Genomic DNA, 21,841 nt, shown 5'->3' on the forward strand with positions numbered 1-21,841 from the left:
CCATGGCGATCCCCATCCTGAAGCAAGGCGATGTCCTGATCGCAAGCCTTCAGGCCGCTCCGACCGATCAGGATCTGATCCAGCTCAAGGACGAGCTGGCCGAGAGGATCGGTCACTTCCGTTCGCGCATCGTCGCGATCGACGTCAGTGCGCTTGACGTGATGGATTCCTTCGCGACACGAACGTTGAGGAGCATCGCTCACGCGACCAAGCTGCGCGGCGCCAATACGGTGATCGTAGGCATCCAGCCCGACGTCGCATTTGCGATGGTCCAGCTCGGGCTCACCCTTGACGGCATCGAAACCGCGCTCGATCTCGATGAAGGCCTGGCGCTGATGCGCGCGCAGCCGGACGGAGGAGCATCCGGTGACCGCTGACGCCACCCGCGTTGCCATCAGACATGACGGCGACATCGTGGAGGCGCGGCAGAAGGGGCGTGAGCTGGCGCAGCAGATCGGATTTACGGGCAGCGACCTGACGCTCATCGCGACGGCGATCTCGGAAATTGCGCGAAACATCGTGGTATATGCCGGCCATGGGAACATCGATCTCAGCATCACCGAGAAGAATGGCAAGCGTGGCCTGCTCGTCGTTGCCCGGGACGAGGGACCGGGCATCCCCGACATCGAACGCGCCATGCGCGACGGCTACTCCACCGGCAACAGCCTCGGCCTCGGTCTGCCGGGCTCCAGGCGGCTGATGGACGATTTCGAGATCGACTCGGCGGTCGGACGAGGAACGACCGTGATCATGCGGAAATGGAAGGCATGACCGGGGCACACGATCCCAACGCACGCGCGGGCCCCGTCGAATGGGGCGTGGCGTCCCGCGCGTTGCGCGGCCAACCGGAATCGGGCGACCTGCATTTCGTCGAAGCATTTTCGGGAGGCGTGCTGATCGCCGCGATCGACGGCCTCGGGCACGGCCCGGAGGCGGCGCTCGCATCGCGCATGGCCGCGGCGACCCTGCATGACCATCTCGGCGAACCCGTCACGACCTTGATGGAGCGATGCCACGCCGCGCTGCAGAAGAGTCGCGGCGTCGTGCTGAGCGTCGCGATCATCGAGGCGCGGGGTCGGGAGCTGACCTGGCTGGGCGTCGGAAATGTCGACGGCACGTTGTATCGCGCCAACGCAGTCCCGCCGCGCGAGTCGCTGCCGCACCGGGGCGGCGTCGTCGGCTATCAAATTCCGTCGCTTCGTCAGGCGACGCTTCCGCTCGCTGCCGGCGATACGCTTGTCTTCGCGACAGACGGCATCGACAGCGCCTTCAGCATGGAGTCTCCGATCGGTTGGCGCCCGCAAGGGGCCGCCGACCACATCCTGCGAAGCTACGGCAAGGACACCGATGACGCTCTCGTCCTTGTCGCCCGCGTGATCGGGGATGTTCCATGACCCCGACGCGAGAGGAGATTCGCAGGGAATATGCCGGAAGTCTCGGCGGCTATCTGGTCGAGGCCGGCGAAGCCGCCCGATTGCACGCCCACGAACTCGGACGCAAGGCGCTTGCGGGCGGTGTCAGCGTGCTCGACATCGTCGCGCTTCATCATGAGGCACTTGCGGTATTGGCGCGCTCCGGATCGCTGCGGCTCGACCGGGCCGCGGAATTCCTGGCCGAGAGCCTTTCGCCCTTTGAAATGTCCATGCGCGGCTATCGCGAGGCCAATCGGCTGCTTTCCGTCGCGAACGCGGACCTGCTTCAGGCCAAGGCCGCAACCGACGCGGCCAATCGCGAGCTCGAAGCGTTCAGCTATTCGGTGGCGCACGATCTGCGTGCGCCGTTGCGCAGCATCGACGGCTTCAGCCAAGCGGTGCTGGAGGATTGCGCCGAAGCGCTCGATGAGGCCGGGAAACGCCATCTGGGTTACGTGCGCGAAGCGGCGCAGGACATGGCCGCCCTGATCGACGGCTTGCTCAGCCTGTCGCGCGTGACGCGGAGCGAACTGCGCCGCGAGGCGATCGACCTTGCGGGGCTCGCGCGCGGCGTCCTTGCGCAACTCCAGCGAACGGCCCCCGGCCGCGTCGTGGAGACGGTGATCGCCGACGACCTGACCGCGCACGGCGATGCGCGGCTGCTGCAGAGTCTGCTGGAGAACCTGCTCGGAAACGCCTGGAAGTTCACGCGCGACCGCGCGGCCGCGAGGATCGAAGTAGGCTGCCTGACGCACAACGGCCAATACATCTACTTTGTGCGCGACAACGGCGCCGGCTTCGATATGGCTTATGCCGACAAGCTGTTCCGCGCGTTCCAGCGGCTGCATTCAGCAGCCGAATTCGAAGGGACCGGCATCGGTCTGGCGACGGTGCAGCGGATCGTGAAGCGCCATGGCGGACGAATCTGGGCCGAGAGCGAAGTCGGACGCGGCGCAACTTTCTTCTTTACACTTTGGAGCACCTGAGATGGCGGCTGAGGCAGCGATGTTCCATGACAAGCGCATCCTGCTGGTCGAGGACAACCCCAAGGATGAGGCCCTGACCCGGCGTGCCCTCCAGAAGCACAACTTCCAGGCCGCCGTCGTGGTGGCGCGTGACGGGGCCGAGGCGCTCGACTATCTGCTCGGATCGGACGGCACCCCCGCAGGGGCTTTGCCGCAATTGGTGCTGCTCGACCTCAAGCTTCCCAAAATCGACGGACTGGAAGTGCTGCGCCGCATACGCGCCAACGAGACCACGCGGCTCTTGCCCGTCGTGATCCTGACCTCTTCCACGGAAGAGCGGGACATCCTGGAAGGATATCGGCTCGGCACCAACAGCTATGTGCGCAAGCCCGTCGATTTCGTCGCGTTCACCGAAGCCGTGCGGCAGCTCGGGCTGTACTGGCTTCTTCTCAACACCATGCCGCCGCTGCGCGGAACATCCTGAGCGCGGGAACTTCCGGTGACAAAGCTGCTCAAGGCATTGATCGTCGAAGACAATGAGCGCGACGCCATATTGTTGCTGCGCGAGCTCAATCGCGGCGGATATGAACTCAATTCGGAGCGGGTCGAGACGGCGGAGGCCCTGAATGCCGCGCTCGACCGCGAGGACTGGGACATTGTGCTCTCCGACTATTCAATGCCGCGGTTCAGCGCGCCGGCCGCATTGGCGCTGGTGCGCCAGCGCGGCTTCGACCTTCCCTTCATCATCGTTTCGGGAACGGTCGGCGAAGAGACCGCAGTCGAGGCCATGCGCGCCGGCGCCAATGATTTCATGCCCAAAGGCGCGATGGCGCGCCTGTTGCCGGCGATCGATCGCGAATTGCGCGAGGCTGCTGTGCGCGCCGAGCGCAAGAAGATGCGCGAGCAGCTGCTGATTTCCGAACGCATGGCTTCGGTCGGCATGCTCTCGGCGAGCGTTGCGCACGAAATCAACAACCCGCTGGCGGTCGTCCTGGCCAATCTCGAGATTGTCCTGCAACACCTGGAAGCGCCGGCCGCCCCGCCCCTCGATGTGCTGATCGGACCGTTGCGCGATGCGCACGAGGCAGCCGAACGGGTCAGCCATATCGCCCGCGATCTCAAGATCTTCTCGCGTTCATCCAACGAGGAGCAGCGCGGACCGGTCGATATCGAGCGCGTGCTGGAATCGGCCCTGCGAATGGCCTCCAACGAGATCCGACATCGCGCGAGTGTCGTCAGACAATACGACAAGCTCCCTCCGGTCCATGGAAACGAGGCGCGGCTCGGCCAGGTCTTCCTCAATCTGCTCGTCAACGCGGCCCAGGCCATCCCCGAGGGCCGCGCCAGCGAGAACAGGATCACGCTGTCGATACGCGGCGGCGAGAACAATCGGGCGGTGGTCGAGATCAGCGATACCGGCACGGGCATGCCGCCGGAGGTTGCCTCCCGCGTCTTCGATCCGTTCTTCACCACCAAGGCCGAGGGCGTCGGCACCGGCCTCGGCCTGGCCATCTGCCACCGTATCGTCTCGAGTCTCGGCGGCGACATCTCCGTCGAGAGCCGCCCCGGACACGGCACGGCATTCAGCGTGTCGCTGCCGCATGCCGGGACGCCGCTGCCCAAGGCCGAAGCTCCCGTGGCGGCGCAGAGCGCCAAACGCAGGGGCCGGGTTCTCGTCGTCGACGACGAACCGATGCTGTGCGCGACGGTCGAACGCATCTTGTCGATCGAACACGACGTCACCACCTTCCAATCCGCCAAGCAGGCCCTTCAGCTCCTCGAAGGAGGCGATCGCTTCGACCTGATCCTCTCGGACGTGATGATGCCGCAGATGACGGGCATCGAATTTCACGAAGCCCTGCTGCGGATCGCCCCCGAGCTCGCCGACAAGGTCGTCTTCATGACCGGCGGCGCCTTCTCCGCCGAAGCGTCCGCCTTTCTGGACAGATTCCCACATCGCACGATCGACAAGCCCTTCAAGTCCACTGCGCTCCGGCGCCTCGTGCAGGACCTCATCCGCTGAGTCTGGCGATCAGCCCTTCACCTCCGCCAGCGCGGCGAGGATGCGGGCCCAGGAGCGGATGCCCTTCTGGAAGCTGCGCAGGTCGTACTTCTCATTCGGCGAGTGGATGTTGTCGTCGTCGAGGCCGAAGCCGACCAGCAGCGAGTCGAGGCCAAGCGTGCGCTTGAAGTCGGCGACGATCGGGATCGAGGCGCCCGAGCCCATCAACACGGTCTCCTTGCCCCATTCCTCGGTCAGGGCTTGCCTCGCCGCGGCAAGCGGCTTCATGTTCCAGTCGAGCGCGACCGCGGGCGCCGCGGAATGGTCGCCGAACTCGACCTTGCAGTCGCCCGGGATGCGGGCCGACACGTAATCGCGAAAAGCCTTGCGGATCTTCTGGGGATCCTGACCCTGGACCAGGCGAAACGAGACCTTGGCCGAGGCATGCGACGGGATCACGGTCTTGGAGCCTTCGCCGATATAGCCGCCCCAGATGCCGTTGACGTCGCAGGTGGGGCGCGTGGAGGCCTGCTCGACCATCAGCCGCCCCTTCTCGCCGGCGGGGATCGACAGGCCGACCGGCTTAAGGAACGAGTCCGGCGTGAAGTCGAGCTTCTTCCACTGCGCCAAAATCTCCGGCGGCGTATCCTTCACGCCGTCATAGAAGCCGGGAATGGTGATGCGGTTGTCGTCGTCGAACAGGCCGCCGAGGATTTTGGTCAGCAGGCGGATCGGGTTCATCGCCGTGCCGCCGAACACGCCGGAATGCAGATCGCGATTGGCCGCCGTGATCTTCACCTCTTCATAGAGGAGGCCGCGCAGCGCCGTCGTGATCGCCGGCGTTTCCGGATCCCACATGCTGGTATCGCAGACCAGAACGTAGTCGGCCTTGAACTCCTCCTTGTTGGCCTCGACGAACGGCACGAAATTCTTCGAGCCGACCTCCTCCTCGCCCTCGATCAGGAAGGTGACGTCGATGGGCAGCGAGCCCGTCACCGTCTTCCAGGCGCGGCAGGCCTCGACGAAGGTCATCACCTGGCCCTTGTCGTCCTCGGCGCCGCGCGCGACGATGATCTTGCGGCCATCGGCATGATCGGTGACCACGGGCTCGAACGGCGGGCGGTGCCATAGGTCGATCGGATCGACCGGCTGCACGTCGTAATGGCCGTAGAAGATCACATGCGGCCGCCCGCCCGCTGCGGTCTTGCCGACGACGGCGGGATGGCCCGCGGTCGGCCTCACTTCGGCGGCGGCACCAAGGCTTGCGATGTCCCTGGCGAGATGCTCGGCCGCGGCCTTGCAGTCGCCGACAAAGGCCGGATCCGCCGAGATCGACTTGATCCGCAACAGCGCGAACAGACGCTCCAGGCTGTTGTCAAAATCCTTGTCGATGTGGTCGAGCACGGATTGAAGCTGCGCATTGGCCATGGTCGTGTTCCCTGCTTTCGAGTCTCAAGGCATCGGGGCTCAGATGTCTGGGGCTTTTAGCGCTGCCGCAGTCTCGGAGCCAGCCGCAACCGGCGGATGGCGAATGTGCCATGCGAGCGCAGCGGCGAGAACGGCGGTGGCGAGAAGGTTGTTGCCCCAGGCCTGGATGACGTTGGGAAACCACGGCAGCGCCAGCAGCATGAGGATGCCGGCGGCAGCCAGTGCAAGCCAGGTTCCCAGCCGCACATTCGCCCGCGCGTCGAAGGCGGCGCGATGCATCAGCACCGTCATCGGGAAGAACAGCCACATGAAGTAATATTGCCGCGCCAACGGCGAAGCCACCGTCATCAGGCAGAACAGGATGCCGAGCTCCTCGGCATCCGAGCGCGCCGTCCGTTGCGACTGCCGCGGCATCACCGCGAGGAAGCCGAGCCCGAGCAGAGCCGACACCGCCAGCACCATCCAGTTCGCCGTCCTGTAATCGACGTCGATGATATTCATCGTGCGCGGCGGCTTGTTGGGATCCTCCTGATTGTAGTTGATCGGCCGGACCAGCCGATGCGTCACCGCAATGATGGACTGGTTGACCCACGACCAGTTCTGCTCGTCGCGCTGGCCAAAGCCCTTTTCCGAGCTGGAGCCGACCATGCCCTGATACCAGGTCGTAATCTCGGCCGCGTTGCGCTCGAAGCCACGGATCGGCGCCGGCACGATATAGAGCAGGATACCGGTGAATGCGATCGTGCCGATGACGGCCGCCCACTTCCGCCGCCAGACCAGATAGGGCAGGACCGCGATCGGAAACACCTTGATGGCAGTGGCGAGCGCGAACATGAAGCCGGCGAGCCAGGGACGCTGATGCTGCAAGTTCCAGAAGCCCCATAGCATCATCGCCAGCAGGACGAGGTTCGGCTGGCCGAGGTCGAACATGTCGAACGTGAAGGTCACGGTGGCGACGACCGGAAGCGCCTCCAGCCAGGGGCTGGCCTTGCGGCCCGATCCGGTCATGGCGTTGGAGAGGGTCCCGGTGTACCACCACGCCACCGCGTTCAGGATGGACAGCACGGTGTAAAGCGCGATCTTGCCGAACCAGCTCGGGATCGCCAGCAAGATCGCGGACAGCGGCGGATAGATGAATTCGAACTGGTGATGGATGTCGCTGGGATAGAGCGGGCCGCCGTGCAGCACCTGCTGCCCGGCCCAGTACCAGAGCGGATAATCCTTGGTCTTGCCGTGGCCGAAGATCTCGGGACCGAGGACGTCGGCCGTCAGGATGAAGCAGCAGAACAGAAACAGCAGGTCCAGCGGCGCACGCAGCGACAGGCGCCTCGGCGCATCAGGCTTGAGTAAGGGGTCGGTTGAGATCACGGTGCGGTCCAGTCCGGCAAAAGGATAGGACCTAGCAGACCGGGACGGGCTTGGAGAACCCCCTCACCTGAAATTGTGGTGTTAGACCTCCCGTTGAACACTCACGAGATTTCATCATCATACCCGGCTTGTCCCGGGCATCCGCGTTGTTTGAGCTGCAAGCAACGCGTGAATGGCCGGACAAGCCGGGCCATGACGCTGTTGGAAGCTCTAGGGCTCCAAACCGCAGTGTTTCTGCTTACCGGCGCAGCAGCCCGCCGAGCGCACCGCGGACCAGCGTGCGGCCGATCGAGCCGCCGAGCTGGCCGGCGACCGACTTGCCGATATTGGCGGCCATCCCCCCGATCACCTGGTTGGTCACCGATCGCGTCACGTCGCGCGCGATGACCTGGCCGGTCGACAGGCGGCCATGCCTGACGTTGGTGCCGAAGACGGTGCCGACGATCGCGCCGATCTGGCCGAGGATGCCGCCGCCTCCGTCGGCCGGACCATCCACTGTCGCCGCGGTGCCGGCGATGCGCTTCTGGATCATCTCGTAGGCGGACTCGGCATCGACCGCAGTGTCGTATTTGCCCTTTACCGGGCTCGCATCCATGATCGCCTTGCGCTCGTCCGGCGTGATCGGCCCGATGCGGGCCGAGGGCGGGCGGATCATCACCCGCTCGACCATGGCCGGCGTGCCGTTGCCTTCGAGGAAGGACACCAGCGCCTCGCCCTTGCCGAGTTCCATGATCACCTTGGCGGTGTCGAGCTTCGGGTTGGGCCGGAAGGTCTGGGCCGCGGCGGCGACCGCCTTCTGGTCACGCGGCGTGAAGGCGCGTAGCGCGTGCTGCACCCGGTTGCCCAATTGCCCGAGCACGCGATCAGGCACGTCGATCGGATTCTGCGTCACGAAGTAGACGCCGACGCCCTTGGAGCGGATCAGGCGCACCACCTGCTCGATCTTGTCCAGCAGCGCCTTCGGCGCGTCGTTGAAGAGCAGATGCGCCTCGTCGAAGAAGAACACCAGCTTGGGCTTCGGCAGGTCGCCGGCCTCGGGCAGCTCCTCGAACAGCTCCGACAGCATCCACAGCAGGAACGTCGCGTAAAGCCGCGGGCTCTGCATCAGCTTGTCGGCAACGAGGATGTTGACCACGCCGCGACCGTCGCGGTCGGTCTTCATGAAATCCTTCAGCGTCAACGCCGGCTCGCCGAAGAATTTGGTGCCGCCCTGGTTCTCCAGCACCAGCAGCTGGCGCTGAATGGTGCCGACCGTAGCCTTGGTGACGTTGCCGAAGCCCTGAGCCGCCTTCTTGATGTCCGCGAGCGGGCTTTCCTCGGCATCCGCGCTTTTCCTGCCAGCATCCGGCACGATGGCGTCGAGCAGTGCGCGCAGATCCTTCATGTCGATGAGGGTCAGGCCAGCATCGTCGGCAACGCGGAAGGCGACGTTGAGGACGCCTTCCTGCACATCGTTGAGATCCAGCATGCGCGCCAGCAAAAGGGGCCCCATTTCCGTGACGGTCGCCCGCACCGGATGGCCCTGCTCGCCGAACACGTCCCAAAACACCGTCGAGAACTGATCGGGCTGAAAGGTCAGTCCCATCTCGGCGGCGCGCTTGACGATGAAATCCTTGGGCTCGCCGACCTCGGAGATGCCGGAGAGGTCGCCCTTGATGTCGGCCGCGAACACAGGAACACCGGCGCGCGCAAATCCTTCCGCCATGACTTGCAGCGAAACGGTCTTGCCGGTTCCGGTTGCGCCGGTGACGAGGCCGTGGCGATTGGCGAGCGCCAGCGTCAGCCATGCCTGCTCGTCTCCCTTGCCGACGAAGATCTTGTCGGTGTCGCCGAGCTTGCTGTCCTGTGCCGTCATTATTTTCTCTGATCTCTTGCCGGGTTTCGCCTATTGAAACCGAGCGAACCTGTTTCGCAGCTTACCGCATCTCGCGCGCCGATTGAAACCATTCGACGCACCTGCGCATGCGACATTGTCGGAAATATACCGGCGGCATCAGCCGAAAGTACGAATCTTGCGTTCGCACCGCGGCAATTTTTCGCTGTTTCCATCTCCGCTCTTGCAACGCTGCAACACTCTTTGCGCCTTCGAGAATGAATCGGAACGTCGCACGCGTTCATCGCTTGTAATTCACATCACACCGGCTCAAGATCGTTTTTCGAACGTGGACGCTGAGGGGCGGGGCTTATGGATGAGCTGATCGGGCGGCTGGCGACAAACGCCAGCGTAGATGGTGCTGTCGCTGAAAAGACCGTCGGCATTATCCTGGGCTTCCTCCGTAACGAGGGCCCTTCCGACAGCGTGCAGGCCCTGATCGATCAGATTCCCGGTGCGGAAGCCGCAATCGAGGCGTCCAGCAGCGGCAGCGGACTGTCGCGGCTGATGGGCGGCGGCCTGATGGCCGTCGGCACCCGCCTGATGGGCCTCGGACTTGGCATGTCCGAAATTCAAAATATCGCCCGTGAACTTTTCCGCTTCGGCCGAGACAAAATCGGAGCGGATCAGATGGGCAAGATCATCGCGGGGACGCCGGGCCTCAGCCAGTTCGCCTGAAGCCGTCGCATTTCATATCGAGCATCATGACATATCCGATCTCCGAGATTGAGGGCCTGTCGGTCTTTGCCGCCAACAAGTTGAAGGCACAGGGTATCCGCACCACCGATGCACTGCTTGAGGCAGCCGGCACCGTGAAGGGTCGCAAGGCGCTCTCCGCCAAGACCGGCATCAGCGAACAGCTCCTGCTGGAATGGGCCAATGTGTCCGATTATATGCGCATCCCTGGCATGGGTCGGGCCAAGGTCGGCCTGGTCCGCGCCGCCGGCGTCACCACCGTGCGCGAGCTCGCCTATCGCAATCCGGCAAGGCTCGCCCAGAGCATGCGGGACGCCAACGCGAAGAAGAAGCTGGTCCGCATTCTTCCTTCCGAGAAGTCGGTCGGCGACATCATCGCCAAGGCCAAGAAGCTGCCGCCGAAGATTACGTATTAGGGCGAGCGTCTCTCAACACGCGGATTGCCGCGTTAGCTCTCGGTGTCATACCCCGCGAAAGCGGGGGATGGATTCACGTTTGAAGTGCAACGGTTGATCTAAGGTCGGAGAATGCCTCGGCGGGTGTCTTGAAGTCCAGGCATTTGCGTGGGGTGTTGTTGAGGCGCTGAACATATCGTCTGAGATCGGCAGCCGTGAGGAGATCGAGATCCGTCTTGCGAGGCAGCGAGCGTCGCAAGCGGCCGATCGAGTTTTCAACGCCGCCTTTTTGCCAAGGGCTGTGAGGATCACAGAAGAAAGTCTGAACGCCGAGGATATCGTGAAGCCGATGGTGCTCGGCAAACTCGTTGCCATTGTCGAAGCTGATGGTTTGGCGCATCGCTGGTGGCAGTTTGCCGAGCTGGCGGGCGATGGCTCGAGCGGTGGGAATAGCTTTTCGGTCAACGGGGCGGTGAACCAGGTTGAAGCGGCTGTGTCGTTCATGGAGAACCATCAGCCCCTGACCGGATCGGGAGAACATCATGAAGTCGGCCTCCCAATGGCCCGGCACCTGGCGGCCTTCGACCTCAATGGGCCGTTCTGTGATCGAGCGCCGCTGTTTTATGAGGCTGGCGGAGCTGCCGCCCCGTCGCCGGCGCCCTCGCATTTTCTTGTGACGGGGCAGCAGACGATACCAGTAATCCTTCTGGGCCGTCCGATGATAGATGAAACGATAGATTGACTCATGGCTAATGATGACGCGACCATGCTTCAGCGCCAGTCGGCCGGCGATCTGCTCCGGCGAATGTCCCATCGCAAGGCTTTTGCCGACGCATCTTCGCAGGTCTGACTGGCGCGCCAGCTTGAAGCGACAATCCCATCGCCTCCGTCGCTCGGCCAATTGCTGGGCGCGGACCGGCTCATACCCGCCGGCCCAAGCCTTCGTCCGCTTGGAATTGCGCCTAAGTTCCCGATTGATCGTGGAAGGCGACCGGCCCAGGGCCGCCGCAATTTGGTTTTGAGATATACCGCCTGCATGCAGGCGGTATATCTCAACGCGCTCCTCAAGGCTGAGCTGGCCATAACATCGTCCCATCGCAACAACACCTTAGCAGGTGTTGCACTTGTTTCGTGAACCGAAGGGGTATCCAGTACGCCGCGGCTTTTCGGTTCTAGCCTTAGCGGCCTCTGGAATACTGGATTGCCCGCCGTCGCGGGCAATGACGGCGAGAGGATGGGCCCTCCCGTCTTGACTCCCCCTTCCCGACCGCGCAAAGCCACGCGCATGAACGCCTCGTCCTCCCCATCCGTCCAGCCGGCCGGCTCGGCCGGGCCTGACGTGCTGCGAGCGCCGCTGGGACGCCCGATCCCGGCGGTGATGGGCGTGCTCAACGTGACCCCGGATTCCTTCTCCGACGGCGGCGAGTTCATCGCGCCCGAGCTGGCGCTGGAGCGGGCGCGGGCGATGATCGCCGACGGCGCCGACATCATCGATATCGGCGCCGAATCCACCCGGCCCTACAAGGGCGCGAAGGCCGTCACGGCCGAGGACGAGCTGGCCCGGCTGAAGCCGGTGCTGGCTGATGTCGTCGCGCTCGGCGTGCCCGTGTCGATCGACAGCATGAAGGCGGAGGTGGTGGCCTTCGCCCTCGACCAGGGCGCCACGATCGCCAACGACGTCTGGGGCCTGCAACGCGATGCCGACATGGCGCCGCTGGTCGCCGCGAAAGGCGTCCCCGTCATCGTCATGCACAACCGCGACAGCGTCGATCCCGCCATCGACATCGTGGTGGACATGAAGGCATTCTTCCTGCGCTCGCTCGATATCGCCGCGAAAGCCGGCATCGCGCGCGAGAAAATCGTGCTCGATCCCGGCATCGGCTTCGGCAAGACCGCGGAGCAGAGCATGATCGCGCTGGCGCGCTTGCGCGAGCTCGACATGTTCGGCTTGCCGATCCTGGTCGGTGCCTCGCGCAAACGCTTCATCGCCTCGGTGTCGCCGTCGGAGCCATCGGGGCGGCTCGGCGGCTCGATCGCCGCGCATCTGATCGCAGCCCAGAAGGGCGCAAAAATCATCCGGACCCATGACGTCGCCGCGACCTTGCAGGCCCTGCGGGTGGCGCACGCAATCGAGAGCAAGCCAGAGAGCACGCCAGGGAGCACGTCATGACCGATACGATCTTCGTCACCGGCCTGTCGATCCATGCCCGCCATGGCGTGATGGATCACGAGACCGAGGTCGGCCAGCGTTTCGTCATCGATCTCGAACTCTACACCGACCTGTCGGAGCCCTCGCGCAGCGACCGCCTCGCCGACACCGTGTCCTACGCCGACGTCGTGGCGACCACGACGGCGGCGTTCAAGAACACCAACTACAAGCTTTTGGAGCGCGCGGCCGGCGCAGTCGCCGACGCCATCCTGTCGCACTTCCCGCGGATCCGCGCCGTGAAGATCACCGTGCACAAGCCGCATGCGCCGATCGCGGCGATCTTCGACGACGTCGGCATCATGCTGACCCGCTCGCGGCATCCCTGATGGCAAGCGTGCTGATCGCCCTCGGCGGCAATGTCGGCGATGTCCGAGCGACATTCAAAAAGGCGATCACCAATATTTGCGGCATGGCGCAAGCCGCAATTGTGGCGCGCTCCTCGGACTATGCGACGCCGCCTTGGGGCGACGAGGACCAGGCGCCCTTCATCAATGCCTGCGTCGAGATCGAGACCGATCTCGATCCGCACGCGCTCTTGTTCGTCATGCAGAAGGTCGAGCAGAAATTCGGCCGTATCAGGGACAAGCAGCGGCGCTGGGGCCCGCGCACGCTCGATCTCGACATGATCGCCTATGACGACGTCTCCTTGCACAAGCCCGACCTGACCCTGCCGCATCCGCGCCTGTTCGAGCGCGCTTTCGTGCTGGTGCCGCTCGCCGAAATCGCGCCCGACCGAGTGATCTCCGGCATTCGTGTGCGTGACGGGCTTGCCAGCGTCTCGACGCAAGGCATTGAGCGGCTTCCGGATACCGGTTAACCAAAAACAACCGTTTGCAGGGACCGCCCGCCGTGGCAATTTCGCCTGCGAATGAGAAGACTTTGGGAGCCCTTGGCTGCATGACCTCCGTGACTGACGATCTGCCGCTGGCGGCCGATTTTCCCAAGGCGACCGTCGAAGACTGGCGCAAGCTGGTCGACGGCGTGCTGAACGGCGCGCCGTTCGAGAAGCTGGTCGGCAAGACCTATGACGGCATCAAGATCGACCCGCTCTATCCGCGCGCCAGCGGCGTTACGCCCGTGGTGGGACGGGCCGCTTCTGCGCCGTGGCAAATCATGCAGCGGATCGACCATCCCGATCCGGCGCTCGCGAACGCGCAGGCGCTCACCGACCTCGAGAACGGCGCGACGGGGCTTGTGCTGGTGTTCGCCGGCGCCAATGGCGCTCGCGGCTTCGGCCTGGAACCTTCGGCCGATGCCATCGCAACAGTGTTGAAGGACATTCATCTCGATGCCGGCATTGGCCTCGAGCTCGAGATCGGTCCGCAATCGCGGATGGCCGCGATCCATGTCGCGGAATATGTGAAGAGCAAGGGCCTCGATCCCGCGGCTTGCAACATCCGCTTCGGCCTCGATCCGCTCGCCGCCTGTGCGGTGTGGGGCCACAGCCCTTATAGCTGGGACGAGATCGTTCCCGCTATCACGGGCGGCATCAAGGGTCTCGCCGCACTCGGCTTCAGCGGGCCGTTTGCCTCCGCCGACGGACGCGTTATCCACGACGCCGGTGGCTCCGAGGTGCAGGAGCTCGCCTTCGCGCTCGCCTGCGGCGTTGCCTACTTGCGCGCGATCGAAGGTGGCGGCATTCCGCTCGAGCAGGCGCGGGATATGGTCTATGCGCGGCTTGCCGCCGATGCTGACCAGTTCCTGACCATGGCCAAATTCCGCGCACTGCGGCTGCTGTGGACGCGCATCGAGACGGCCTGCGGGCTGACGCCAAAACCGCTGTTCATCGCCGCCGACACCGCCTGGCGCATGCTGACGCAGCGCGACCCCTATGTGAACATGCTGCGCGCGACCGTCGCGACATTCGCAGCGGGGCTCGCCGGCGCCAACGCGATCACCGTGCTGCCGCATACGACGGCGCTGGGCCTGCCTGATCCGTTCGCGCGGCGCGTGGCGCGCAATACGCAGCTCCTGCTGCTGGACGAAAGCAATCTCGCCAAAGTCAGCGATCCCGCAGCGGGCGCCGGCGGCATCGAGACGCTGACCGCGCAGCTGTGCGAGGCGGCCTGGGCGCTGTTCCAGGAGAGCGAGAAAGCCGGCGGCGCCTTTGCCGCGCTTCAGCAGGGCCTGTTCCAGAGCAAGGTCGCGGCGACGCGAAAGGCGCGCGAGGCCAACATCGCCAAGCGCTGCGACGTGTTGACCGGCGCCAGCGAGTTTCCGAACCTGCATGAGAGCGAGACCGCGGTGCTCCAGGCAACGCCGGTCGCGCTCGCGCCTTACGGCGAGCAAAAATACAAGTTCGATCCGCTCCCCCCGATGCGGCTTGCGCAACCATTCGAGGCGCTTCGCGACAAATCCGATGCAGCACTGAAGGCGCGCGGCGCGCGGCCAAAAGTGTTTTTGGCCAATCTCGGCACGCCCGCCGATTTCACGCCGCGCGCGACCTTTGCGAGGAGCTTTTTCGAAGCCGGCGGGATCCAGGCGGTGGACAGCGAGGGCTTTAGCGATCCGGCCGAGCTGGCTGCCGCGTTCCGGGCCTCAGGCGCGGAGCTTGCCTGCCTTTGTTCCAGCGACAAGGTCTATGCGGAACACGCCGAAGCTACGGCAAAGGCCCTGCAAAGTGCAGGAAGCCGACATATCTACCTGGCAGGCCGCCCGGCTGAGGCCGAGGCGGACTTGCGGGCTGCCGGGGTCACCGGCTTCATCTTTGCCGGGGCCGACGCGCTTGCCACGCTACAGGAGGCCTACCTTCGGATGGAGCAGGCATGACCGAATCCGGCAAGACAGTCTTCACCGGCGGCTGCCAATGCGGCGCCGTGCGCTTCGCGGTCACGGCCACGCCGAACCGGGTCTCGATCTGCCATTGCCGGATGTGCCAGAAGGCCAGCGGTGCGCCGTTCGCCTCCTTTGCCGACATCAATCGGGCTGACTTCGCCTGGACCAAAGGCAAGCCTTCGTTCTTCCGCTCCTCCTCGATTGCCGATCGCGGCTATTGCGCCGCCTGCGGCACGCCGCTGAGCTTCGCCCGCATCGATGGCGACCGCATCGAGATCATGACCGGCGCCTTCGACCGCCCCGACCGGCTGGTGCCAACCCGGCAGTACGGAACCGAGTCCCGCCTCGGCTGGGTGGTCGGCATCTCCAACCTGCCGAGCCAAACCACGCAGCAGAATTACGGACCGGAGAAGATGGCGACCATCGTCAGCCATCAGCATCCGGATCATGATTGAGCGCCTATAGAATGGTTGAAGCCATGAGCCGCATCCCTGATTTCGCCGACGTCGCCTTCGAGCGTATCGCCACCGCAGCGCCGTCAGGCAGCGCCGAGCCGTGGCTGACGCCCGAGGGAATTCTGGTGAAGCCCGCTTATGGCGAGGCGGATCTCGCCGGGCTCGATTTCCTCGAGACCTATCCGGGCATCGCGCCTTACCTGCGCGGCCCCTACCCGACCATGTATGTCAACCAGCCCTGGACGGTCAGGCAATATGCCGGCTTCTCCACGGCGGAGGATTCCAACGCGTTCTACCGCCGCAATCTGGCGGCCGGACAGAAAGGCCTCTCGGTGGCCTTCGACCTCGCCACGCATCGCGGCTACGACTCGGATCATCCGCGCGTCGGCGGCGACGTCGGCATGGCTGGTGTCGCCATCGATTCCATCTACGACATGCGCACGCTGTTTGCGGGGATTCCGCTCGAGCAGATGAGCGTGTCCATGACCATGAACGGCGCGGTGCTGCCGATCCTCGCGCTCTACGTCGCGGCCGCCGAGGAACAGGGCGTACCGCCGGAAAAGCTCTCGGGCACCATTCAGAACGACATTCTGAAAGAGTTCATGGTGCGCAACACCTATATCTATCCGCCAGCGCCCTCGATGCGGATCATCTCCGACATCTTCGCTTACACCTCCACGAGGATGCCGAAATACAATTCGATCTCGATCTCCGGCTACCACATGCAGGAGGCCGGCGCGACGCAGGACCTCGAGCTCGCCTATACGCTCGCCGACGGCGTCGAATACTTACGCGCCGGCCTTGCCGCCGGCCTGGATGTCGACCGCTTCGCGCCGCGGCTGTCGTTCTTCTGGGCGATCGGCATGAACTTCTTCATGGAGGTCGCCAAGCTGCGCGCCGCGCGCCTGCTCTGGGCGAAGCTCTTGAAGCCGTTCAATCCGAAAGACCCCCGCTCTCTATCGCTGCGCACGCATAGCCAGACCTCGGGCTGGTCGCTGACCGCGCAGGACGTCTTCAACAACGTGATGCGCACGACGGTGGAGGCGATGGCGGCGACGCAAGGCCACACTCAGTCGCTGCACACCAACGCACTCGACGAGGCGCTCGCGCTGCCGACCGACTTCTCGGCCCGCATCGCCCGCAACACCCAGCTGTTCCTGCAGCAGGAGAGCGGCACCACCCGCATCATCGATCCCTGGGGCGGCTCATATTACGTCGAGCGCCTGACGCGCGATCTCGCCGCGAAAGCCTGGGGCCATATCCAGGAGGTCGAGGAGCTCGGCGGCATGGCGAAGGCCATCGAGGCCGGCGTACCGAAGCTGCGCATTGAGGAAGCCTCGGCCAAGACGCAAGCCCGCATCGATGCCGGCAAGCAGGCCGTGATCGGCGTCAACAAGTACAAGCCGACCGACGAGACGCCGATCGAAATCCTCAAGGTCGACAACACCAATGTTCGGCGCCTGCAGATCGACAAGCTGACGCGCCTCAAATCCGAGCGCAACCAGAAGGACGTCGACGCCGCGCTCGCCGCACTGACGCGCTCGGCCGGCGAAGGCAACGGCAATCTGCTCGCGCTCGCAATCGACGCGGCGCGCGCGAAAGCAACCGTCGGCGAAATCTCTGACGCGATGGAGAAAGTGTTCGGCCGGCACCGCGCCGAGATCAAATCCATCACCGGCGTCTACAAGCGAGAGGCGTCCAGCATGGGCAACCAGGTCGAGAAGGTTCAGGCGCTGATCGACGCCTTTGAAGAAGCGGAGGGCCGCCGCCCGCGCATCCTGGTCGCCAAAATCGGCCAGGACGGCCACGACCGCGGCCAGAAGGTGATTGCATCCGCCTTCGCCGATATCGGCTTCGACGTCGACATCGGGCCGCTGTTTGCGACCGCCGACGAAGCCGCGCGGCAGGCGATCGAGAACGACGTGCACATCCTCGGCGTCTCCTCGCTCGCCGCTGCCCATCTCACCGCCGTGCCGGAGCTCCAAGCCGCGCTGAAGAAGCAGGGCCGCGACGACATCATGATCATCGTCGGCGGCGTGGTGCCGCCGCAGGACTACGATGCGCTCTACGCGGCCGGCGCAGAAGCGATCTTCCCGCCGGGCACCGTGATCGCGGACGCGGCCGAGGAGCTGATCCGCAAGCTGAATGCCCGGCTCGGGCATAGTGAGGCGGCGGAGTAACGGTCACCGTCGATCTTCCGACAAGAAGGAATTTTTGCGTGATGTTTCTCGCGCCAACGCTCGTGCGCGCGCTGACTGCGGTCGCCGTTTGCGGCGCGCTGTTCGGTCTCGCGCACGCCGCCGGCCCCAAGCCCGACGCCGTCGTCAAGACCAAGAGCATCGACGCCCGCGTCTTCCTCGACGACAGAATCAAGGCAGATGCCGCGCTGGCGGCGGATTGCCTCGCCGAAGGCAAAAAGTGGCTCGACAAGAACGCGGCTGAAGCCGCCGCCTCGCGCGAGCAGGATCCGCAGTTCTTCAGGGACGGCGGCTGGGATTTCGAGCGCAAATATGCGATCCGCTCCGTCGTTGCCGACCGCTACGTCAGCGTCCTGCGCGACGACTACATGGATACCCACGGCGCGCATCCCAACTCGGACGTGAACACGATCCTGTGGGACAAGGCCGAGGGCAAGCGCATCTCGATCCGCCCGTTCTTCACCGAGACCGCCGACGGCGGGCCCACCATGACGGCGATGGTGAAGGCCGTGATCGCCTCGCTGAAAATCGAGAAGAAGAAGCGCGACACCAGCGAGACCGCGACCGACGAGTGGTTCAAGCACTTGGAGCCGAGCCTGCTCAAGATCGGCGCGGTGACGCTCGCGCCTTCAACCGAAGCGGGCAAGAGCTCCGGGCTCACCTTCCACTATCCACCCTACGCGGTCGGCCCCTACGCCGAAGGCGAGTATGTCGCCTTCGTGCCGTGGGAGAGACTGAAGCCGCATCTCACCGCGGAAGGCACGCGCATCTTCGGCGGCGCGCGGCCGAAGGGCGATGCGGACGAGCCGCAATGATCAGGATTTGGACAACGCCACCACGTTGCTCACAGCGCATTGGTAGCGCTACCTTGCGACGGCGCGGCAAAGCCGACTAGAATGCTTCCATTGACAAGAGCGCCCGACGTCACGGGCGCCGCTGGGAGGCATTGATGTCCAAGATGACGCGCCGCACCTTTGCGGCCTCAACCGCCGCGGTCGCGGCATCCGCCGCGTTCGGCCTCAAGCGGGCGCTTGCACAAGCCTATCCAGCGCGGCCGGTCACCGTGATCGTGCCCTGGGGCGCGGGCGGTGGCACCGATGCGACCGCGCGCATTGTCGCAGCGCTGCTGGAGAAGGACCTCGGCCAGCCCTTCAATGTCGTCAACCGCACCGGCGGCTCCGGCGTCGTCGGCCATAGCGCGATCGCGACGGCGCAGGCTGACGGCTACACCATCGGCATGCTCACCGTCGAAATCTCGATGATGCACTGGCAGGGCCTGACCGAGCTGACGCCGCGGAGCTACACGCCCCTTGCTTTGATGAATGAAGATCCGCCGGGCGTCCAGGTGTCCTCCTCCTCGCCCTATAAGTCCGTGAAGGAGCTCGCCGAGGCGATCAGGGCGGCACCGCCCGGCAAGTTCAAGGCGTCGGGCACCGGCCAGGGTGGCATCTGGCACCTGGCGCTGGTCGGCTGGATGCAGGCGATGGGCCTGCCCGCCAATCAGGTCGCCTGGGTGCCCTCGAACGGCGCGGCGCCGGCGATGCAGGACCTCGCCGCCGGCGGCCTCGACCTCACCACCTGCTCGGTGCCGGAGGCGCGCGCCATCATCGAGGCCGGCAAGGCCAGGAGCCTCGCCATCATGGCGCCCGCGCGCAACCCGATCTTCAAGGACGTGCCGACGCTGAAGGAGGCGATAGGCATCGATTACGCGACCGGCGCCTGGCGCGGCATCGGTGCGCCGAAGAACCTGCCGCCGGAGATCGCAACCAAGCTCACTGCGGCGCTGAAGAAGGTCTACGACTCCGCCGAGTTCAAGGACTTCATGAGCAATCGCGGCTTCGGCACGGTGTGGGGCGATGCCGGAGAGTTCGCTGGCTTCATGGACAAGGGCGACGCCCAGATGGGCGACGCGATGAAGGCCGCGGGCCTGAGCAAGGTGTGATCGTTCACCTTTCCCCGCGCTTGTCTCGCCTAAACTTTGGCGAAGGCGGATGGGGGGAGAGGGAGAAGGACACTGACAGGACCTCTCCCATGCGTCTTTCCGACTCCATCACGGGATCGTTTCTCATCGTACTCGGCGCGGCTTCCGCCTATGGCGGCTGGATCCTGCCGCCGGTGCCGGGGCAGCCGGTCGGCCCCAACGTGTTTCCGCTCGTGATCGGCATCGGGCTCGCGCTGTGCGGGCTCGCGATCGTGTTCGGCATCGGACATTCCTTCGAGGAGGAGGAAGAGCTGATCCCGCTCGAGCACGGCCAGATGGCGGCCGCTGCCCCGCCGCCACAGGGCAGGCTCTATAGCGTGCGCGCCCTGCTGCCGCCGGCGCTGCTGCTGTTCTATGTGTTCGCCGCCGACCGGCTCGGCTTCATCATCACCGCGGCGATCATGGTCTACGTCACCTCGACCGCGCTCGGGGCCAAGTGGAAGCTGGCACTGCCGCTCGCGGCGCTGTCGCCTTTCGCCATCCACCTCATCTTCGGCAAGCTGCTGCGCGTCCCGCTGCCCGCCGGCCTGTTGCCGACGCCCTGGTAATCCCATGCTGAAAACCCTGCTTGACGCCTTCGCCCTGATCTCCACCTGGGAGGTCATCATCGCGATGTTCGCAGCCTCGGTGTACGGGCTCGTGATCGGCTCGCTGCCCGGCCTGTCTGCGACCATGGCGACCGCCCTGCTCGTCCCCGTCACCTTCTACCTGTCGCCGATCGCGGCGATCGCGACCATCGTCGCGGCCTCCTCGATGGCGATCTTCTCCGGAGACATCCCCGGCGCGCTCTTGCGCATTCCCGGCACGCCCGCCTCCGCCGCCTATGCCGACGAGGCCTATGCGATGACCCGCAAGGGCCAGGCCGAGCTGGCATTAGGTGCGGGCGTCTGGTTCTCCGCGGTCGGCGGCATTGCCGGCGTGCTGTCGCTGATGATTTTGGCGCCACCGCTCGCCGAGATCGCGCTGTCGTTCTCGACTTTCGAATATTTCTGGCTGGCCCTGCTCGGCCTGATGTGCGCCACGTTGGTGGCGCGCTCCTCGCCGGTGAAGGCGATCGCCGGCATGTTCATCGGCTTGCTCGTCTCCTGCGTCGGCATCGAAAATCCCGGCGGCGTGCCGCGCTTCACGTTCGGCATTACCGATCTGTTCGGCGGCATCGAGCCGATCCCGGCGCTGGTCGGCGTGTTCGCGGTGGCACAGGTGATGCGCGCGATGCTGACGCCCGAGCCGCCGCCGCTGCCGCGGCGCAAATTCGGAAGCATCATGGCCGGCCAGTGGAAGCTGACCAAGAAATATCATTGGCAGATGACGCGCGGGAACATCGTCGGCATCATCATCGGCGTGCTGCCCGGCGCCGGCGCCGACATGGCCGCCTGGGTCTCCTATGCGATGTCGAAACGCTTCTCCAAAGAGCCGGAAAAATTCGGCACCGGCCATGTCGAGGGCCTGGTCGAAGCCGGCGCCAGCAACAATGCCAGCATCGCGTCGGGCTGGGTGCCCTCGCTGCTGTTCGGCATCCCCGGCGACACCATCGCCGCGATCGCGATCGGCGTGCTCTACATGAAGGGCCTCAATCCGGGCCCGACGCTGTTCACGGAAAAAGCGTCGAGCATGTACGCGATCTACCTGATGTTCATCATCGCGAACATCCTGATGATCCCGCTCGGCATCGCCATGATCCGGATCGCCGCCTACATCCTGCTGGCGCCGCGCTCCGCCATCATGCCGATCATCATGCTCTGCTGCGCGGTCGGCTCGTTCGCGATCGGCAACAACATGTTCGGCGTCGTCACCGTCGCAGCCTTCGGCGTGATCGGCTATGTCATGGAGGCGAACGGCTATCCCGTCGCCGCAATGGTGCTCGGCATCGTCATGGGCACCATGGTGGAGCAGGCTTTTGTGACGTCGCTCATCAAGTCGGATGGCAGCATTTTGCCTTTCTTCGAGCGCCCGGTCGCCGCGATCCTCGCCGCCATGGCGATCGGCGCCCTGCTCTGGCCGGTGATGGTGTGGGTGTGGCGGAAAGTGAAGCCGCCGGAGACGGGAGTGGCGGCGACCCGGTGATATCGGGCCGGCGGCCCTCG

General features: G+C 64.9%; 22 protein-coding genes. 18 read left to right on the plus strand and 4 right to left on the minus strand.

What is annotated here, in order from left to right:
* The first annotated feature begins 2 nt into the window (after positions 1 to 2).
* From JJB99_RS26050 to JJB99_RS26075, 6 genes are read left to right on the plus strand one after another with little or no spacing between them, the layout of a single operon-like run.
* On the plus strand, positions 3 to 377 hold the full coding sequence (locus JJB99_RS26050; RefSeq protein WP_200495113.1) for an STAS domain-containing protein: 375 nt from the start codon (positions 3 to 5) through the stop codon (positions 375 to 377).
* Positions 367 to 771: an anti-sigma regulatory factor gene (locus JJB99_RS26055; RefSeq protein ID WP_200495114.1), complete on the plus strand. Its 405-nt coding sequence runs from the start codon at positions 367 to 369 to the stop codon at positions 769 to 771. Before JJB99_RS26050 ends, JJB99_RS26055 begins: the two co-directional genes overlap by 11 nt.
* Positions 759 to 1,394 (plus strand): SpoIIE family protein phosphatase, encoded by a 636-nt coding sequence (locus JJB99_RS26060; protein WP_200495115.1) that lies wholly within the window; start codon positions 759 to 761, stop codon positions 1,392 to 1,394. The genes JJB99_RS26055 and JJB99_RS26060 overlap by 13 nt, the downstream gene beginning before the upstream one ends.
* A complete protein-coding gene (locus JJB99_RS26065) occupies positions 1,391 to 2,398 on the plus strand; it encodes a sensor histidine kinase (RefSeq protein WP_200495116.1) in 1,008 nt (335 codons plus the stop codon). Before JJB99_RS26060 ends, JJB99_RS26065 begins: the two co-directional genes overlap by 4 nt.
* 1 nt (position 2,399) lies before the next feature.
* Positions 2,400 to 2,861 carry a response regulator gene (locus tag JJB99_RS26070; RefSeq protein ID WP_349628978.1) on the plus strand — a complete coding sequence of 154 codons (462 nt, stop codon included), beginning with the start codon at positions 2,400 to 2,402 and terminating at the stop codon, positions 2,859 to 2,861.
* 15 nt (positions 2,862 to 2,876) lie between these two features.
* Positions 2,877 to 4,400: a response regulator gene (locus JJB99_RS26075; RefSeq protein ID WP_200495117.1), complete on the plus strand. Its 1,524-nt coding sequence runs from the start codon at positions 2,877 to 2,879 to the stop codon at positions 4,398 to 4,400.
* Positions 4,401 to 4,409: 9 nt separating this feature from the next.
* Here the strand turns inward: JJB99_RS26075 and JJB99_RS26080 are convergent, their stop codons facing one another.
* The 3 genes from JJB99_RS26080 to JJB99_RS26090 all read right to left on the minus strand — a co-directional run bounded on the left by JJB99_RS26080 (position 4,410) and on the right by JJB99_RS26090 (position 9,030).
* Positions 4,410 to 5,807 (minus strand): M20/M25/M40 family metallo-hydrolase, encoded by a 1,398-nt coding sequence (locus tag JJB99_RS26080; RefSeq protein WP_200495118.1) that lies wholly within the window; start codon positions 5,805 to 5,807, stop codon positions 4,410 to 4,412.
* A 39-nt stretch (positions 5,808 to 5,846) separates the two neighbouring features.
* Complete coding sequence (locus JJB99_RS26085) at positions 5,847 to 7,175, minus strand: glycosyltransferase family 87 protein (protein WP_200495119.1); 1,329 nt, start codon at positions 7,173 to 7,175, stop codon at positions 5,847 to 5,849.
* Between the two features lie 238 nt (positions 7,176 to 7,413).
* On the minus strand, positions 7,414 to 9,030 hold the full coding sequence (locus JJB99_RS26090; protein WP_200495120.1) for a helicase HerA-like domain-containing protein: 1,617 nt from the start codon (positions 9,028 to 9,030) through the stop codon (positions 7,414 to 7,416).
* 330 nt (positions 9,031 to 9,360) lie between these two features.
* Here JJB99_RS26090 and JJB99_RS26095 point away from each other — a divergent pair, with 330 nt between their 5' ends.
* Together JJB99_RS26095 and JJB99_RS26100 are read left to right on the plus strand one after the other, a co-directional pair.
* Positions 9,361 to 9,726, plus strand: coding sequence for a DUF2267 domain-containing protein (locus tag JJB99_RS26095; RefSeq protein ID WP_200495121.1), 366 nt, complete (start codon positions 9,361 to 9,363; stop codon positions 9,724 to 9,726).
* A gap of 26 nt (positions 9,727 to 9,752) precedes the next feature.
* Positions 9,753 to 10,160: a DUF4332 domain-containing protein gene (locus JJB99_RS26100; RefSeq protein ID WP_200495122.1), complete on the plus strand. Its 408-nt coding sequence runs from the start codon at positions 9,753 to 9,755 to the stop codon at positions 10,158 to 10,160.
* A 73-nt stretch (positions 10,161 to 10,233) separates the two neighbouring features.
* On the opposite strand, the gene JJB99_RS26105 is transcribed toward JJB99_RS26100, so the two are convergent.
* The gene (locus JJB99_RS26105) at positions 10,234 to 11,235 is read right to left on the minus strand and encodes an IS30 family transposase (RefSeq protein ID WP_200495045.1); all 1,002 of its coding nucleotides are present in this window, start codon (positions 11,233 to 11,235) and stop codon (positions 10,234 to 10,236) included.
* A 189-nt stretch (positions 11,236 to 11,424) separates the two neighbouring features.
* Between JJB99_RS26105 and folP the strand changes: the two genes are divergently transcribed.
* The 10 genes from folP to JJB99_RS26155 all read left to right on the plus strand — a co-directional run bounded on the left by folP (position 11,425) and on the right by JJB99_RS26155 (position 21,821).
* A complete protein-coding gene (gene folP / locus JJB99_RS26110) occupies positions 11,425 to 12,309 on the plus strand; it encodes a dihydropteroate synthase (RefSeq protein WP_200495123.1) in 885 nt (294 codons plus the stop codon).
* Positions 12,306 to 12,674 carry a dihydroneopterin aldolase gene (gene folB / locus JJB99_RS26115; protein WP_027533885.1) on the plus strand — a complete coding sequence of 123 codons (369 nt, stop codon included), beginning with the start codon at positions 12,306 to 12,308 and terminating at the stop codon, positions 12,672 to 12,674. The genes folP and folB overlap by 4 nt, the downstream gene beginning before the upstream one ends.
* Positions 12,674 to 13,165 (plus strand): 2-amino-4-hydroxy-6-hydroxymethyldihydropteridine diphosphokinase, encoded by a 492-nt coding sequence (folK, locus tag JJB99_RS26120; RefSeq protein ID WP_200495124.1) that lies wholly within the window; start codon positions 12,674 to 12,676, stop codon positions 13,163 to 13,165. Before folB ends, folK begins: the two co-directional genes overlap by 1 nt.
* Positions 13,166 to 13,245: 80 nt before the next feature.
* Entirely contained in the window at positions 13,246 to 15,117 is a 1,872-nt protein-coding gene (locus JJB99_RS26125) for a methylmalonyl-CoA mutase family protein (protein WP_200495125.1), read from the plus strand.
* On the plus strand, positions 15,114 to 15,578 hold the full coding sequence (locus JJB99_RS26130) for a GFA family protein (protein ID WP_200495126.1): 465 nt from the start codon (positions 15,114 to 15,116) through the stop codon (positions 15,576 to 15,578). The genes JJB99_RS26125 and JJB99_RS26130 overlap by 4 nt, the downstream gene beginning before the upstream one ends.
* Positions 15,579 to 15,601: 23 nt before the next feature.
* On the plus strand, positions 15,602 to 17,758 hold the full coding sequence (gene scpA, locus JJB99_RS26135; RefSeq protein ID WP_200500307.1) for a methylmalonyl-CoA mutase: 2,157 nt from the start codon (positions 15,602 to 15,604) through the stop codon (positions 17,756 to 17,758).
* Between the two features lie 41 nt (positions 17,759 to 17,799).
* Positions 17,800 to 18,591 (plus strand): RsiV family protein, encoded by a 792-nt coding sequence (locus tag JJB99_RS26140; RefSeq protein ID WP_200495127.1) that lies wholly within the window; start codon positions 17,800 to 17,802, stop codon positions 18,589 to 18,591.
* Positions 18,592 to 18,725: 134 nt separating this feature from the next.
* Entirely contained in the window at positions 18,726 to 19,718 is a 993-nt protein-coding gene (locus tag JJB99_RS26145; RefSeq protein ID WP_200495128.1) for a tripartite tricarboxylate transporter substrate binding protein, read from the plus strand.
* A gap of 89 nt (positions 19,719 to 19,807) precedes the next feature.
* A complete protein-coding gene (locus JJB99_RS26150) occupies positions 19,808 to 20,305 on the plus strand; it encodes a tripartite tricarboxylate transporter TctB family protein (RefSeq protein WP_200495129.1) in 498 nt (165 codons plus the stop codon).
* Between the two features lie 4 nt (positions 20,306 to 20,309).
* A complete protein-coding gene (locus JJB99_RS26155; protein ID WP_200495130.1) occupies positions 20,310 to 21,821 on the plus strand; it encodes a tripartite tricarboxylate transporter permease in 1,512 nt (503 codons plus the stop codon).
* Positions 21,822 to 21,841 lie beyond the last annotated feature (20 nt).

The sequence above is a fragment of the Bradyrhizobium diazoefficiens genome, from assembly GCF_016616235.1.
Taxonomy (GTDB): Bacteria; Pseudomonadota; Alphaproteobacteria; order Rhizobiales; family Xanthobacteraceae; genus Bradyrhizobium; species Bradyrhizobium diazoefficiens_H.